General features: G+C 67.5%; 15 protein-coding genes. 10 read left to right on the top strand and 5 right to left on the bottom strand.

Translation table 11 applies throughout. The annotated features are described in order from the left end of the window. A partial coding sequence (locus tag BN972_RS28315; protein WP_148305404.1) for a glycosyltransferase occupies nucleotides 1-288 on the top strand: 288 nt, incomplete at its 5' end. A 33-nt stretch (nucleotides 289-321) separates the two neighbouring features. On the opposite strand, the gene BN972_RS15460 is transcribed toward BN972_RS28315, so the two are convergent. After that, a complete protein-coding gene (locus BN972_RS15460; RefSeq protein ID WP_036359445.1) occupies nucleotides 322-2,124 on the bottom strand; it encodes an AMP-dependent synthetase/ligase in 1,803 nt (600 codons plus the stop codon). A gap of 143 nt (nucleotides 2,125-2,267) precedes the next feature. Here BN972_RS15460 and BN972_RS15465 point away from each other — a divergent pair, with 143 nt between their 5' ends. The 5 genes from BN972_RS15465 (at nucleotide 2,268) to BN972_RS15485 (ending at nucleotide 5,694) form a co-directional block, all read left to right on the top strand. Further along, on the top strand, nucleotides 2,268-2,657 hold the full coding sequence (locus BN972_RS15465) for a hypothetical protein (protein ID WP_036359448.1): 390 nt from the start codon (nucleotides 2,268-2,270) through the stop codon (nucleotides 2,655-2,657). A gap of 109 nt (nucleotides 2,658-2,766) precedes the next feature. Further along, nucleotides 2,767-3,201, top strand: coding sequence for an SRPBCC family protein (locus tag BN972_RS15470; RefSeq protein ID WP_036359453.1), 435 nt, complete (start codon nucleotides 2,767-2,769; stop codon nucleotides 3,199-3,201). Beyond that, nucleotides 3,198-4,460, top strand: a complete 1,263-nt coding sequence (locus tag BN972_RS15475) for an ArsA family ATPase (RefSeq protein ID WP_080696966.1) — start codon at nucleotides 3,198-3,200, stop codon at nucleotides 4,458-4,460. The genes BN972_RS15470 and BN972_RS15475 overlap by 4 nt, the downstream gene beginning before the upstream one ends. Further along, a complete protein-coding gene (locus BN972_RS15480) occupies nucleotides 4,448-4,849 on the top strand; it encodes a hypothetical protein (RefSeq protein WP_235192470.1) in 402 nt (133 codons plus the stop codon). The genes BN972_RS15475 and BN972_RS15480 overlap by 13 nt, the downstream gene beginning before the upstream one ends. Nucleotides 4,850-4,944: 95 nt before the next feature. Then, the gene (locus BN972_RS15485) at nucleotides 4,945-5,694 is read left to right on the top strand and encodes a lysophospholipid acyltransferase family protein (protein WP_036359462.1); all 750 of its coding nucleotides are present in this window, start codon (nucleotides 4,945-4,947) and stop codon (nucleotides 5,692-5,694) included. 34 nt (nucleotides 5,695-5,728) lie between these two features. Here the strand turns inward: BN972_RS15485 and BN972_RS15490 are convergent, their stop codons facing one another. Next, nucleotides 5,729-7,009: a glycosyltransferase 87 family protein gene (locus BN972_RS15490; RefSeq protein WP_051545496.1), complete on the bottom strand. Its 1,281-nt coding sequence runs from the start codon at nucleotides 7,007-7,009 to the stop codon at nucleotides 5,729-5,731. Nucleotides 7,010-7,100: 91 nt separating this feature from the next. Between BN972_RS15490 and BN972_RS15495 the strand changes: the two genes are divergently transcribed. Genes BN972_RS15495 through BN972_RS15505 form a run of 3 tightly spaced genes read left to right on the top strand, consistent with a single transcriptional unit; the run spans nucleotide 7,101 to nucleotide 9,940 of the window. Further along, complete coding sequence (locus tag BN972_RS15495; RefSeq protein WP_036360983.1) at nucleotides 7,101-7,967, top strand: hypothetical protein; 867 nt, start codon at nucleotides 7,101-7,103, stop codon at nucleotides 7,965-7,967. A gap of 46 nt (nucleotides 7,968-8,013) precedes the next feature. Next, nucleotides 8,014-8,517: a polyadenylate-specific 3'-exoribonuclease AS gene (locus BN972_RS15500; protein ID WP_036359464.1), complete on the top strand. Its 504-nt coding sequence runs from the start codon at nucleotides 8,014-8,016 to the stop codon at nucleotides 8,515-8,517. Nucleotides 8,518-8,551: 34 nt separating this feature from the next. Further along, nucleotides 8,552-9,940 (top strand): class II 3-deoxy-7-phosphoheptulonate synthase, encoded by a 1,389-nt coding sequence (locus BN972_RS15505; protein ID WP_036359465.1) that lies wholly within the window; start codon nucleotides 8,552-8,554, stop codon nucleotides 9,938-9,940. Between the two features lie 50 nt (nucleotides 9,941-9,990). Here the strand turns inward: BN972_RS15505 and BN972_RS15510 are convergent, their stop codons facing one another. Further along, the gene (locus tag BN972_RS15510) at nucleotides 9,991-11,238 is read right to left on the bottom strand and encodes a protein kinase domain-containing protein (RefSeq protein WP_235192471.1); all 1,248 of its coding nucleotides are present in this window, start codon (nucleotides 11,236-11,238) and stop codon (nucleotides 9,991-9,993) included. Nucleotides 11,239-11,330: 92 nt separating this feature from the next. On the opposite strand from BN972_RS15510, the gene BN972_RS15515 reads away from it, so the two are divergent. Then, nucleotides 11,331-11,735 carry an Rv2175c family DNA-binding protein gene (locus tag BN972_RS15515; RefSeq protein ID WP_036359467.1) on the top strand — a complete coding sequence of 135 codons (405 nt, stop codon included), beginning with the start codon at nucleotides 11,331-11,333 and terminating at the stop codon, nucleotides 11,733-11,735. On the opposite strand, the gene BN972_RS15520 is transcribed toward BN972_RS15515, so the two are convergent. Next, on the bottom strand, nucleotides 11,722-13,227 hold the full coding sequence (locus BN972_RS15520) for an alpha-(1->6)-mannopyranosyltransferase A (protein ID WP_051545500.1): 1,506 nt from the start codon (nucleotides 13,225-13,227) through the stop codon (nucleotides 11,722-11,724). The genes BN972_RS15515 and BN972_RS15520 overlap by 14 nt on opposite strands. Before the next feature lie 4 nt (nucleotides 13,228-13,231). Continuing rightward, nucleotides 13,232-14,293, bottom strand: a complete 1,062-nt coding sequence (idsA2, locus tag BN972_RS15525; protein WP_036359469.1) for a bifunctional (2E,6E)-farnesyl/geranyl diphosphate synthase — start codon at nucleotides 14,291-14,293, stop codon at nucleotides 13,232-13,234. Nucleotides 14,294-14,353 lie beyond the last annotated feature (60 nt).

A 14,353-nucleotide genomic window follows, 5' to 3' on the forward strand; every position in this document is an offset into this window, starting at 1 on the left:
GGGGCCGGGTTGGACGTCGAGGGCCTGGGCATCGTGTTCCTGGAAGCGTCCGCGGCCGGGGTGCCGGTGGTGGCTGGCCGCTCGGGCGGGGCGCCGGAAGCGGTGCAGCACGACAAGACCGGCCTGGTCGTCGACGGCAACTCGGTGGACCAGATCGCCGACGCGGTCAGCGGGTTGCTGGCCGACCGGGACCGGGCGGCCGCGATGGGCGCCGCGGGCCGCGACTGGGTGCGCAAGGAATGGCGTTGGGACACTCTGGCCGCCCGGCTCGCGGATCTGCTCGGTTAAGGGTGCTCGCGGGGTCAGGGCGACCGGCGCGCATCAGTCCTTTTCGTAGATCGCCTCGATGTCGGAGGCGAACTTCTCCGCGACCACATTGCGCTTGACCTTCATCGTCGGGGTCAGCTCGCCGGTGTCCTCGGTGAAGTCGACCGGCAGAATGCGGAACTTGCGGATCGACTCGGCGTTGGACACCTGCTGGTTGGCCTTCTTGACGGCGGTGTCCACCTCGGCGACCAGGTCGGGGTCGGTGGCCAGATCACCGACCGAGGCGCCCTCAGCCTTGCTGTTGCGCTGTTTCCAGCCGTCGAACGACTCCGGGTCGATGGTGATCAACGCGCCGATGAAGGGCTTGTTGTCGCCGACCACCATCGCCTGGCTGATCAGCGGATGCGACCGCAGCTGGTCTTCGAGCACCGCCGGCGCCACGTTCTTGCCGCCCGCGGTGACGATCAGCTCCTTCTTGCGCCCGGTGATGGTCAGGAAGCCGTCCTCGTCAATCGAGCCGAGGTCGCCGGTGCGGAACCACCCGTCGGCGAACGCGTCTTCGGTGGCCTGCTCGTTGCGCCAGTAGCCGCCGAACACCACCCCGCCCCGGACCAACAGCTCTTTGTCCTCGGCGATCTTGAGGCTGTTGCCCGGCACCAGCTTGCCGACGGTCCCGATCTTGAGGCCGTTGATCTGGTTGACGGTGATGGCCGCGCTGGTCTCGGTCAGGCCGTAGCCCTCGTAGATCGTCAACCCGACACCGCGGTAGAAGTGGCCGAGCCGGGCGCCGAGCGGCGCGCCACCGGACACCGCGGCATGGCACTCGCCACCGAGGGCCGCGCGCAGCTTGTGATAGACCAGCCGGTCGAATACCGCGTGCTTGGCGCGCAGCACCAATCCCGGTTTCCCGTCGTCGTGGGCTCGGCTCCAGGCCACCGCGGTATCCGCGGCCGCCTTGAAGATCGGTCCTTTGCCGTCATTAGACGCGTTCTGCTCGGCGGTGTTGTACACCTTCTCGAATACACGCGGAACCGAGACCACCACAGTGGGTTTGAATTCCGCGAACAGCGGCAGCAGATTCTTGATGTCACTGGTGAAGCCCACGGTGACCTTGCTGGTGAACGCCGACAAGGTCAGCGCCCTGGCCAGCACATGCGCCAGCGGCAAAAAGACCAGTAGCCGCTCGCCCTCGTGCAAGAGCGTCGGTAGGCATTCCTGCACGCCCCGGATCTCGTGCAACAGGTTCGAGTGGGTCAGCTGGCACCCTTTGGGCCGGCCGGTGGTGCCCGAGGTGTAGATCAGGGTCGCCGCGTGCTCGGCGCGCAGTCCCTCCTGGCGCGCCGTGAGTTCGGCCGCGTCGACCGATGCGCCGGCTTCTGCCAACTGGTCCAACGCCTTGGGCCCCGAGCCGTTGATGTGCAGCACCCGGCGCAGGGCGGGCAGTTCGCCGGTCAACTCGGTGACCATCGCGGCATGAGCGTCGGTCTCGGCGAACGCGACCACCGCTTCTGAGTCCTGCAACACCCAGCGCACCTGCTCCGCCGACGATGTCTCGTAGATCGGCACGGTCACCGCGCCGATCGACAGAATCGCCAGGTCGAGGATCGCCCATTCGTAGCAGGTCGCCGAGAAAATCGAGACCCGATCGCCCGCCTCGACCCCCAGGCCGATCAAACCCAGGGCGGCGGACCGGATCTGCTCGGCCGCCTGTGCGCACGTCACGTCGGTCCAAGCGCCGTCGACCCGCCGCTTGTAGATCACATATTCCGGGTCGTCGCGTTCGTGCTGGTACACGACCGCCGCGACGTTGTCGTGCTCGTCGACGGTAAAGCGGGCGGGGACACTGTACTGACGCACTTGAGTTACCTCGCTTGACCTAGGGTGGCGCTTCTCGCCGGGTTTGCCCTCACCAGCCTAATCCGGTCATTCCCGCAGCATGGAGACCCCCGGTCCGGGCCTCGCCGGGATGGTTGAAAGGGCCGATATGTGAAGCTGGGGCAATGAACAGCATCCAGATCGCCGACGAAACATATATCGCTGCCGACGGCGCGTTGGTCGGGGCCGCGATCGCCGACGAGTCCAAGTGGCGCCGCTGGTGGCCCGATCTCCGGCTGACGGTGACCGAGGATCGCGCCGAAAAGGGCATCAGGTGGACGGTCGCCGGGGCCCTGACCGGCACCATGGAAATCTGGCTGGAACCGTCGATGGACGGCGTGGTGCTGCACTACTTCCTGCACGCGGAACCGACCGGAGTGTCCGGATCGGACCTGGCGAAGCTCAACCTGGCAAAGCTGACACACCGCCGACGGGTGGCGGGCAAAAAAATGGCGTTCGAGGTGAAAACGACTTTGGAAGCGGCACGTCCCGTCGGCGTTTCTCCGGTAATTTAACCGGGTCAAGATAGGCGTCAGGAGCGCTGCAAAAGAGTAGCGTTCCTGCAGGGAGACGGGGGCGCTCCCACAACTGACCGGATCCGAACCGGGAAAGGGAAGCAGCCAAGTGGCGGACAAGACGACTCAGACGATCTATATCGACGCCGATCCCGCCGAGGTGATGCGGGCGATCGCCGACATCGAGTCCTATCCGGACTGGATCAACGAGTACAAGGAAGTCGAAGTTCTCGAGGCCGACGACGAGGGCTACCCCAAAAAGGCGCGCATGTTGATGGACGCGACCATCTTCAAAGACACCCTGATCATGAATTACCAGTGGCCCGCTGACCGCAAATCGCTGAGTTGGACCCTGGAATCCAGCTCGCTGCTCAAGTCCCTGGAGGGTACGTACATCCTGGCGCCCAAGGGTTCTGGGACCGAGGTCACCTACGAGCTGGCGGTCGACCTGGCGGTTCCGATGATCGGGATGCTCAAGCGCAAGGCCGAACGGCGGCTGATCGACGGCGCATTGAAAGATCTGAAGAAACGAGTCGAGGGCTGAGTGATTCCGCGGCGCCCGCCCCGGCCCGGATCAGTCTGTTTGTAGGTAAGGGTGGGGTAGGAAAATCCACCCTGGCGTGTGCGACCGCCGTTCGCGACGCCGGCGATGGTCAGCGCGTGCTGGTGGTGTCCACCGATCAGGCCCACTCGCTGGGTGACGTGTTAGGTGTCCCGGTGCCGCCGACCGGCCGGGGCGACGCGATCCGAGTGCTTGCCGACGACGCCGAGACCGGCGGCGGCTTTCTCGACGCGCTGGCGCTGGACACCCTGGCGCTGCTCGAAGACCGGTGGCGCGACGTCGTCGACGCCCTCGACGCGCAATTTCCGGAATCCGACATCAGTCGCATTGCGCCCGAAGAACTTTCGGCGCTGCCTGGCATCCAGGAAGTGCTCGGCCTGCATGCCGTCGGCGAGCTGGCGAAGTCGGGCCGTTGGGATCGCATCGTGGTGGATTGCGCTTCGACCGCGGACGCGCTGCGCATGCTGACTTTGCCCGCCACCTTCGGGCTGTACGTCGAACGGGCCTGGCCGCGGCATCGCCGACTCAGCATCGGCAGCGACGACAGCCGCTCGGCAGCAGTGGTCGAATTGCTGGAACGGACCAGCGCCGGCGTGGAACGGTTGAGTTCGCTGCTGACCGACGGAGACCTGGTCGGCGCGCACCTGGTCCTCACACCCGAGCGGGTGGTGGCCGCCGAGGCGGCTCGCACTCTGGGGTCGCTGTCGTTGATGGGTGTTCGGGTCGAAGAACTGCTCGTCAATCAGGTGCTGGTGCGGGACGAGACCTACGAATACCGCAGTCTGCCCGACCATCCCGCGTTCTACTGGTATGCCGAACGCATCTCTGAGCAGCGCGCCGTGCTGGAAGAACTCGACGCCACGATCGGCGACGTCGCGCTGATCCTCATCGCCCACCAGGCCGGAGAACCGATCGGGACCAAGGCGCTGGCCGAGTTGCTGGACAGCGCCCGGCGCCGCCGCGGCTCCGAGCCGCCGGCCCCGGTGCGCCCCATCGTCGACCTGGAGTCCGGCTCCGGCCTCGATTCGGTGTACCGGCTGCGGTTGGCGTTGCCGCAGCTCGACCCCGCAACGCTGGCGCTGGGCCGCTCGGACGACGATCTGATAATCAGTGCGGGCGGGGTGCGCCGGCGAATTCGGTTAGCCTCGGTATTACGGCGGTGTACCGTGCTGGACGCACAGTTGCGCGGCGGGGAGCTGACCGTTCGATTTCAACCGGATCCGGAGGTATGGCCAAAGTGAGTACGGGTCATACCGATATCGGTCCGGAGTTGCGCAAATTGGCGCAGGCGATCGTGGACGGGATCGATCCCGCCGTGCGCGCCGCGGCGACCCTGGCGGCCAGCGGTGGGACCGGCAAGTGCCAGCAGGTGTGGTGCCCGGTGTGCGCGCTGGCGGCGGTGGTCAACGGTGAGCAGCACCCGTTGGTGACGGTTATCGCCAACCACAGTGTGGCGTTGTTGGAAGTCATCCAATCCATCGTCGACGACATGCACGACGCGGCCGATCCCGCACCCGAAGATGACCCTCCGGGCGGCGGTCTAGCCACCGACCCCGCCCCGCCGAGCACCAACGGCAACGGCGCTGCTAGGACCGGTTACCAGGCCATCCCGGTTACCGTGCAGGAGTAGGCGAGGGCGAGCGGCCCTAGCTCGCGAGGTGGTCCGAGCCTGCAGGGATCGGTACAGTTGGCGCAGACACCATCCGGTGCAGCCGAGAGGGAGTTATGTGGTACTACCTGTTCAAGTACGTTCTCCTCGGCCCGCTCCTGTCCTTGCTGGGTCGCCCGAAAGTCGAAGGGCTGCACCATGTTCCGAGTTCCGGCCCGGTAATTCTGGCAAGTAACCACCTGGCGGTCATGGACAGTTTCTTCCTGCCGCTGGTGGTGCGCAGGCGCATCACCTTCCTGGCCAAGAGCGAATACTTCACCGGCACCGGAGTGAAGGGTTGGTTCAACCGCTGGTTCTACACCGCGGTCGGGCAGGTGCCGATCGACCGCACCGACTCCGAAGCCGCCCAGGCCGCGCTGGAGACCGCCAAGCAAGTACTGGCCCAGGGCAAGCTGCTGGGGATGTATCCCGAGGGCACCCGTTCGCCGGACGGGCGCCTGTACAAGGGAAAGACTGGGCTGGCACGACTGGCGTTGCAGACGGGCGTTCCGGTGATCCCGGTGGCGATGATCGGCACCAACAAGGTCAACCCGCCCGGCACGTCGATGCTGCGGTTCGGCCGCGTCACCGTTCGGTTCGGCAAGCCGATGGACTTCTCCCGGTTCGACGGGCTGGCCGGCAATCACTTCATCGAGCGCGCCGTCATCGACGAGGTGATGTACGAGCTGATGGGTCTGTCCGGTCAGGAATACGTCGACATCTACGCCGCCAGCGTGAAAGACGGCAGCGCCGGGGACGGCGACGCGGACGGGTCCAAACCGGATTCCGCCACCGCCGACCGGATTCCGGAAACGCAGGCCGGTTGACCACCCAGGCCGTGAGTGGACCGCGCGGGCCTGATCAGCCCGCGGCCGCTACCGGGGTGCGTTCCCGCGCGGCCAACCGTGTCGGCGCCACCTGCGCGGTGACGGTCACACCGGCGACCACGATCACCGCCAGCGCCCACCACACATAGGACATCCCGAGCAGCTGCCGCCACCAGGCCGCCGTCGTCTCGTGGTGCTTGGGCAGCAGGTCGATGGGCGTCCACCGCATCAACGCCACGCCCAGCAGGGTGACGACGCCCATCGCGACGTTGCGGCGTCGCCAGGCCAGCACTCCGGTTACCAGCACGGCCGGCAGCATCCACACCCAGTGGTGCGACCACGACACCGGCGAAACCACCAACCCGAACAGGGCCACACAGATGACGGCCAGGGGTGCCTCGTCGGCCCGCAGCACCCGGCGCATCGCCCAGATGGTCGCGCCCAGCACCAGCAGACAGGCCAGCACCCACCAGGGGAACCTCTGCTGCTGCTCGAGCCCCAACCGGGCCAGGGCGCCCGCAATGTTCTGGTCGGTGTTCAGCGCCGCCTCGCCGATGCGGTCGGTGTGGTGCAGCGTGCGGGTCCAGTACTCCCAGGAATCACGCCAGGCCAGCGCGAAACCAACCAGCGTCGCGGCCACAAAGGTCACCATCGAGGTGATCGTGGCGCGGGTGTCGCGCCGGAGCAGGAAGTACAGCAGGAACACCGCCGGGGTGAGCTTGAGCGCGATGCCCAAGCCGAGCAGCACTCCTCGCGGCCATGGTGTGCGACGGGGGAGGCAGTCGGCGAGCACCAGCGTCATCAGCACGGCGTTGATCTGGCCGAAGGCGAAGTTCGAGCTGATCGGTTCCAGCCAGATCGACGCCGGCGCGACGATGACCACGGCCAACCACCAGCGGCGCAGCCAGGCCGGGCCGGGCAGCAGATCGGAGTCGGCCCACACATCAAGGCGGGTCAGCACGATCGCCGTCGACACCAACAGCACCGCGAGCGTCAACGCTGTGATCGCGACACTGGCGACCGGCATCCCCATCCAGGCGAACGGGCTGAACACCACCGCCGCCAACGGCGGATAGGTGAACGGCAGGTCCACGATCGGTGTGTGGAACATCACGTTGCCGCTGTACAACGGCCGCCCGTCCAGCCAGGCGCGGCCGCCCATCTGATAGACGTCGATGTCGATGCGGTACGGAATATGCCCGAAGAGCTGCCAGCACGTGTTGGCCAGCGCCAGCGCGGCCAGCAGCCAGAGCAGGCACCACAACCACACCCGCCCGGATCGACTGCCCACCACGGGCGACTGCCATCTACTCATGTCGCAGACAGCCTAATCGTTATCTTGCGTAGTCTTGCCCGCGCAGCGCGGCTTCCGGCGCGGGCGCGTCGGCGGGCGTAGTTTTTTTGTGGTGCGCCATTGGCTGGAGCATGACATCGTCGACCGCGGCAGGCTGCCGCTGCTGTGCTGCCTGATCGCCTTCATCCTGACCTTCTTCGTCACCCGGTCCTGTGTGCGGTTCATTCGCCATCGGGGCGACCGGGGCAGGCCGGCGAGGTGGTGGCAACCCCGCAACATTCACATCGGGACCGTGCACATTCACCACGTGACATTCGGCGTGCTGCTGGTGATGGTGTCCGGGTTGACCATGGTCACCTTGGCCGTGAACGGCGATGGGCCCGAGTTGACCGTCGCGGCAACCCTTTTCGGGATTGGTGCGGCCCTTGTGCTGGACGAGTACGCCCTCATTCTGCACCTGTCCGACGTTTATTGGGAGGAGGACGGCCGCAGCTCGGTGGACGCGGTGTTCGCCGCGGTGGCCGTGGCCGGCTTGTTGATGCTCGGGTTGCATCCGCTGATGTTCATCCTGCCGATCCGCCACGACGGCAACTGGGTGACGTTGCAGAGCACGCTGGCCGGCGCGCTGGTGCTGACCCTGCCGTTGGCCGTGGTGGTGCTGCTCAAGGGGAAGGTCTGGACGGGTCTGCTGGGCATGTTCATCGTGGTGCTGCTGGTGATCGGGGCGATCCGGCTATCCCGCCCGCACGCACCGTGGGCGCGCTGGCGCTACACGACCCGGCCGGCCAAGATGCGGCGGGCCTTGCAGCGTGAACGCCGATGGCGGCGCCCGGTGGTGCAGGCGAAGCTGTGGTTGCAGGGCGCAATCGCCGGAACGCCCGGGCTGCCTGACGAGCGCGCGGTCGCTGCCCAGCTGGACCTCGATGTGCATCCGGCGCCGCCGCCCGAGGGCACCGAGCCGATTCCGATTGTTGGGTGAGCAGCCGCACCCGGCCTCACTAGCTAGCCCGCATTAGGCTGCGGCGATGCGGTTTTTCTACGACACCGAGTTCATCGAGGACGGCCGCACGATCGAGCTCATCTCCATCGGCGTGGTCGCCGAGGACGGTCGCGAGTATTACGCCGTGTCCACCGAATTCGACCCCGAGCGGGCCGGGAGCTGGGTACGCGCCAACGTGTTGCCCAAGCTGCCGCCGCCGGCCTCCCAACTCTGGCGATCCCGGCGTCGCATCCGCGACGATCTGGAAGAGTTCCTGGGCGTAACGGGCGCCGAGCCCATCGAGTTGTGGGCCTGGGTCGGGGCCTATGACCACGTGGCGTTATGCCAACTGTGGGGAACCATGCCTGACCTGCCGCGCGCGATACCCCGGTTCACCAGGGAGCTGCGGCAGTTGTGGGAGGACCGGGGATCCCCGCGCCTGCCGCCCCGGTCGCGGGATGTGCACGACGCGCTCGTCGATGCGCGCGATCAGCTCAACCGCTTTCGGATCATCACCGGCCAAGACGGGTCCGCACCCCGTTCTCCCTGATCAGCCGACGATCCAGCCCGGTTACCATGGACCGATGAACTGGACCGTCGACATCCCGATCGACCAGCTGCCGCCGCTGCCGCCGTTGCCGGCTGATCTGCGCGCACGACTGGACGCCGCGCTGGCCAAGCCGGCTGTCCAGCAGCCCAGCTGGCCCGAAGACCAGGCGACGGCGATGCGCACCGTGCTGGAAAGTGTGCCGCCGGTGACCGTGCCCTCCGAGATCGTCCGGCTGCAGGAACAGCTGGCCGAGGTCGCGCGCGGCGAGGCTTTCCTGCTGCAGGGCGGCGACTGCGCCGAGACCTTCACCGACAACACCGAGCCGCACATCCGGGGCAACATCCGCACCCTGCTGCAGATGGCAGTGGTGCTCACCTATGGCGCCAGCATGCCGGTGGTGAAGGTGGCCCGCATCGCGGGCCAGTACGCCAAGCCCCGGTCGTCGGACATCGACGCGCTCGGGCTGAAGTCCTACCGCGGCGACATGATCAACGGCTTCGCCCCGGACGCGGCGGTGCGGGAACATGACCCGTCGCGACTGGTACGCGCTTACGCCAATGCCAGCGCGGCAATGAACCTGGTGCGCGCGCTCACCTCGTCGGGCTTCTCGTCGCTGCACCTGGCGCACGACTGGAACCGCGAGTTCGTCCGCACCTCGCCCGCCGGAGCCCGTTATGAGGCGCTGGCTTCCGAGATCGACCGCGCGCTGCGTTTCATGAGCGCCTGCGGGGTGGCCGACCGCAATCTGCAGACTGCCGAGATCTACGCCAGTCACGAAGCTTTGGTGCTGGACTACGAGCGGGCGATGCTCCGGTTGTCCGAGGTCGAGAACGGGGAGCCGCAGCTCTATGACCTGTCGGCGCACACCGTGTGGATCGGCGAGCGCACCCGCCAACTCGACGGCGCGCATGTTGCGTTCGCCGAGGTGATCGCCAACCCGATCGGCGTCAAGATCGGGCCGACGATGACCCCAGAACTGGCCGTGGAGTACGTCGAGCGGCTCGACCCGCACAACAAGCCGGGCCGGCTGACCCTGGTGAGCAGGCTGGGCAACAACAAGGTGCGCGACGTGCTGCCGCCGATCATCGAGAAGGTTCAGGCCGCCGGTCACCAGGTGATCTGGCAGTGCGACCCGATGCACGGCAACACCCACGAGTCCTCGACGGGTTACAAGACGCGACACTTCGACCGGATTGTCGACGAGGTGCAGGGCTTCTTCGAGGTGCACCGCGCCCTGGGCACCCACCCGGGCGGGATCCACGTCGAGATCACCGGAGAGAACGTCACGGAGTGCCTCGGCGGGGCGCAGGACATCTCCGACACGGACCTGTCCGGCCGGTACGAGACGGCCTGCGACCCGCGGCTGAACACCCAGCAGTCGCTGGAGCTGGCCTTCCTGGTCGCGGAGATGCTGCGCGACTGAAGAGTGGCGGCTGAGGGTACCTCCCGCTTGCGGGGGACTGCTCGCGCAAGCTAACGCAACAGGGTGCTCAGGTGCACGCCCACGGTCCAGCCGGCTGTTGCGACGAGTCCGGTCAGGGTCAGCACCACCGCCATCCATACCAGCACCATTCGCCGGTTGTGCTGTCGCTCCCAGACGAAATCCTCGATCGGGATGCCCGCGAACTCTCCTGATTCCCCGACGTATCCGTCTGCGGCAGAGTCGAATTCAGAGTCAGTTTCGTAGTCCGAATCGTATTCGGGCTCGGCCGGCGCCGTCTGTTGCGCCCAGTCGCCCGGTTCGCGGGTGAACTGCCGGGTCGGGCGATGGACCGGCGGCGGGCCGGGGCTCGGCGGGTCGGCCGCGCGGCTGCGCTGCAGCGCCGCGGACCGGTGCTGGGCCGAGTTGCGTGGCGCCGGAACCCGGAAGTCGGGCAGTCCCAGCTCCTCGACGATCGCCGCCACGTCGGCGGCCATCTCGATCGCGTCCGCATAGCGTTCGGCGGGATCCCGCGCGGTCGCGCAAGCCACGAAATCGTCGAATTGCGCTGGTACCCCGTCGATTACCGCGCTGGGTGGGGGCACATCGTTATCCAGCCGCTGGTAGGCGATCGACAAGGCCGAGTCACCGGTGAACGGGGTTTCGCCGGTCAGTAGCTCGTAGGTCAATATCCCCGCCGAGTACACGTCGCTGCGCGGCCCGGCGTTGCCGTCGCGAACCTGCTCGGGCGAAAGATAGGCGGCGGTGCCCAAAATGACACTGGCGGAAGTGATTCCGGCGCCGGCGACCGCCCGGACCAACCCGAAGTCGGCGATCTTGACCTCGGCGCCGTCGGAGATCAGGACGTTCTCCGGTTTGATGTCGCGGTGCACCAACCCGGCGCGATGCGCCTCCGCCAGCCCGCCCAGCACCGGCCGCAACACCGCGGCCACCGCGTGCGGCGGCATCGGACCCCGCTCCACCAGCAACTCACGCAGGGTGCCGCCCTCGACGAGCTCCATTACCAGAAACGGGTGTCTGCCGTCGTGGCCCTGGTCGTACACCGCCACCACATTCGGATTCTTCAGCCGCGCCACCGCGCGCGCCTCGAGCTGAAACCGGGTCAGGAACTGTTGGTCACCCGCATACCGGGCGTCCATCACCTTCAGGGCGACCGGGCGGTCCAGTCGGGTGTCGACCCCGCGGTAGACGGTCGAGGTGCCGCCGCTGGCGATCTTGGCCTGGACGAGATAGCGGCCGTCCAGCAGCGTGCTGGCGCGCAGGTCTCCCGTCTCAACCACGGAGGCCATCGTAGGTGTGCGCCGCAATTTCATGGGGAAACGTCGCCTAAACGCGCAGACTTGGCCGCCCGGCAAGTTCTAGACTGAACGCCGTGGGCAGCATTCCGGCCGGCGACGATGTTCTGGATCCCGACGAGCCAACCTACGACCTGACCCGGGTCGCCGAACTGCTCGGCATACCGGTGAGCAAGGTGCAGCAGCAGTTGCGCGAAGGCCACCTGGTCGCGGTACGCCGCAACGGCGGTGTGGTGGTGCCGCAGGTCTTTTTCACCAACACCGGCCAGGTCGTGAAGAGCCTGCCCGGGCTGTTGACGATCCTGCACGACGGCGGCTACCACGACACCGAGATCGTGCGCTGGCTGTTCACCCCGGATCCGTCGCTCACCGTCACCCGCGACGGCTCCCGTGACGCCCTGAGCAACGCGCGCCCGGTCGATGCCCTGCACGCCCACCAGGCTCGCGAGGTGGTGCGGCGCGCCCAGGCTATGGCGTACTAGCGGGCTGCTCCTCGGCCCGCGTCACGGGCTCGTCCTGGCGGTACAGCGAATACCACGCCAGCACGGCGAACGCGGTCGCCAATCCGACGTGCAGCCAGGAATACATCCCGTGCGACCCGTCGGGCTTGAAAATCACCATGATCCAGGTCGAGATTCCGGCGATCGCGGCCATCGCCCGGCGTGACTGCGCCAGCGGGGCGAGGACGGCCAACGGCCACGAGTAGTACCAGGGCAGCGCCGCGGGCACGAACAGCACCACGATCAGCATCACGCCGGCGATGCCGGTCAGCGCCTCCCGGTCGTCGCGGCGGAAGCGCCACCACAACACCGGCAGCGCTACCGCGATGAGCAGAATCCCGATCAGCCGGGCGATCCGCAGCACGGCGTAGAACTGGACGGCGAACAATCCACTGCCGAAGAAGTGCACCAGGTTCGCCACCGCCGTCGGCACGGTCAGCCAATTGATGATCTTGACCGAGCCCGCCAGCGCGGTCATCCAGCCCAGGCCCACACCGGCGATCAGGGACAGCACCGCGAAGCCCGCGACACAGATCGCCAGCGACGACAGCGCGGCCACCAGGAATGCCCGCACCGGATGCCAGTTGCGGTCCTCGCGCAGGTGACGCATCCACACCCAGAACATGAACGGCAACGCCAGCCCGGCGGTGGCTTTGACCGCGATGCCGACGGTGAGCAACGTGATGCCGAGGACATGGCGGCGTTGCAGGGTCAGCGCGATGCCGGCGGCCATCAGACCGACCATCAGCATCTCGTTGTGCACCCCACCCATCAGGTGGATCAGCACCAGCGGGTTGAGCACGCAGATCCACAGCGCCTTGGCGCCGTCGCTGCCAACGTGGTGCGCCAGTCGCGGAGCGGCCCAGATCAGCAGCACCAGCCCCGGCAGCATGCACAGGCGCAACAGCATGGTCCCCGCTACGACGTTGTTGCCGACCAGCATCGTCACCAGCTTGGCCACCAGGATGAACGCCGGCCCGTACGGTGCGGTGGTGATCGTCCAGATCGGGCTGACATCGTCCAGCAACGGATTCGGGTTACCGACCGGCCCCACCGCGTAGGGGTCCAGGCCGTCCCGCAGCAGCGCTCCCTGGGCGAGATAGGAATAGGTGTCGCGGCTGAACACCGGCACCGACAGCAGCAACGGCGCCAGCCAGAACGCGGTGGTGGCCCGCATGGTGAATTCGGTGGTCTGTCCCGCCAGCGCGCGCCGGCCCAGTCGCAGCCACGCAACGATCACCAGGATCACGCCGAGCCACAGCAGGATCGACGACAACACCAGGCCGTGGCCGAAGCGCAGCCAGGACATGTGGATCGACTCCAGCAGCGGGTCGTGCAGGCGGGTGCTGCCCGCACCCAGGCCGCCGGCGGTGATCAGCACCGAACCCAGGAAACCCTGCCGCGCCGGTGCCGCCTCGGGCGTGGTGATGAACGTCCGCAGCCGCGAAACGCCTTGCGTCAGAAGGGTCGTCATCGGTTCAGGCGGATCGGTCGGTGGCCAGCCGGGCCAGGCCCGACAGGCCGGTCTTGGCGGTCGCGCTGACCGGTGCGGATGCCAGCGTGGCCAGCGCCCGCTCGGTGAGTTCGGTGATCCGGTTCTCCGCCGCCGCCAGCGCACCCACTCCTTCGATCACGTCCCGCAGTTCCCGCACCTGCTCCTCGGTCAGATCGGTCCCGACCGAGGTCCGTAACAGGTTGGCGGCCAACGGATCTGACTGTTCGGCCAGCTGGATCGCCTCGGCCAGCAGCACGGTGCGCTTGCCCGACCGCAGGTCGTCACCGGACGGCTTGCCCGTGACCGCCGGGTCCCCGAACACACCCAGGACGTCGTCGCGCAGCTGGAACGCCACCCCGAGATCGGTCCCGAACTGTCCGAAGATCGACAACACGTCGGGCCGGTCGGCCGCGGCGGCGACCCCCAGCTGCAGCGGCCGCAACACCGTGTAGCAGGCGGTCTTGTAGGTGGCGACGGTCATTGCCGACGCGACCGACTCGACGGCCGAGGCAGGCACCGAGACCTCGGCCAGGATGTCCAGATACTGACCGCCGAGCACCTCGGTGCGGATGTCCGACCACACCGGCTCCACCCGCGCGCGGGCATCGGCGGACATCCGGACGCGGGCGATGATGTCGTTGGCCCAGGCGTGCGCGATGTCGCCGAGCAGGATCGCCGCCGACATGCCGAACTGGTCCGAGGCACCGCGCCAACCGCGTTCGGCGTGCAGGGCCGCGAAGTGGACATGCGCGGTCGGCCGGCCGCGACGGGTCGCCGAAGCGTCGATGACATCGTCGTGCACCAGGGCGAAAGCGTGCAGCAGTTCCAGCGCGCCGAACAGCAGCAGCGAATCGGGCTCCGGCGCCTGCGTGGCGACGGCGTCCCACCCCCAGTAGGCGAAAACCGGCCGCAGCCGCTTGCCGCCGCTGAGCACGAAATCCTCCAGCCAGGCGGTCAGCGCCTGGTATTCAGCGCCCAGATATGCCGACTCGCCGCGGCGGTCGCGCAGGTACCGTCGCAGTTGATCGGTGATGGCGCCGGCCACCTCGTCGGTCGATGCTGCCGATGCTTGCAGGCTCAGCGCGGCGCCCCTTTCTGCCTGGGC

Source organism: Mycobacterium asiaticum DSM 44297 (assembly GCF_000613245.1).
Lineage (GTDB): Bacteria > Actinomycetota > Actinomycetes > Mycobacteriales > Mycobacteriaceae > Mycobacterium > Mycobacterium asiaticum.

Excerpts from the sequence above, each read along its gene's own strand:
- BN972_RS15465 (WP_036359448.1), top strand. The coding sequence starts at position 2,268 with ATGAACAGCATCCAGATCGCCGACGAAACATATATCGCTGCCGACGGC.
- BN972_RS15480 (WP_235192470.1), top strand. The coding sequence starts at position 4,448 with ATGGCCAAAGTGAGTACGGGTCATACCGATATCGGTCCGGAGTTGCGC.
- BN972_RS15485 (WP_036359462.1), top strand. The coding sequence starts at position 4,945 with ATGTGGTACTACCTGTTCAAGTACGTTCTCCTCGGCCCGCTCCTGTCC.
- BN972_RS15490 (WP_051545496.1), bottom strand. The coding sequence starts at position 7,009 with ATGAGTAGATGGCAGTCGCCCGTGGTGGGCAGTCGATCCGGGCGGGTG.
- BN972_RS15500 (WP_036359464.1), top strand. The coding sequence starts at position 8,014 with ATGCGGTTTTTCTACGACACCGAGTTCATCGAGGACGGCCGCACGATC.
- BN972_RS15505 (WP_036359465.1), top strand. The coding sequence starts at position 8,552 with ATGAACTGGACCGTCGACATCCCGATCGACCAGCTGCCGCCGCTGCCG.
- BN972_RS15520 (WP_051545500.1), bottom strand. The coding sequence starts at position 13,227 with ATGACGACCCTTCTGACGCAAGGCGTTTCGCGGCTGCGGACGTTCATC.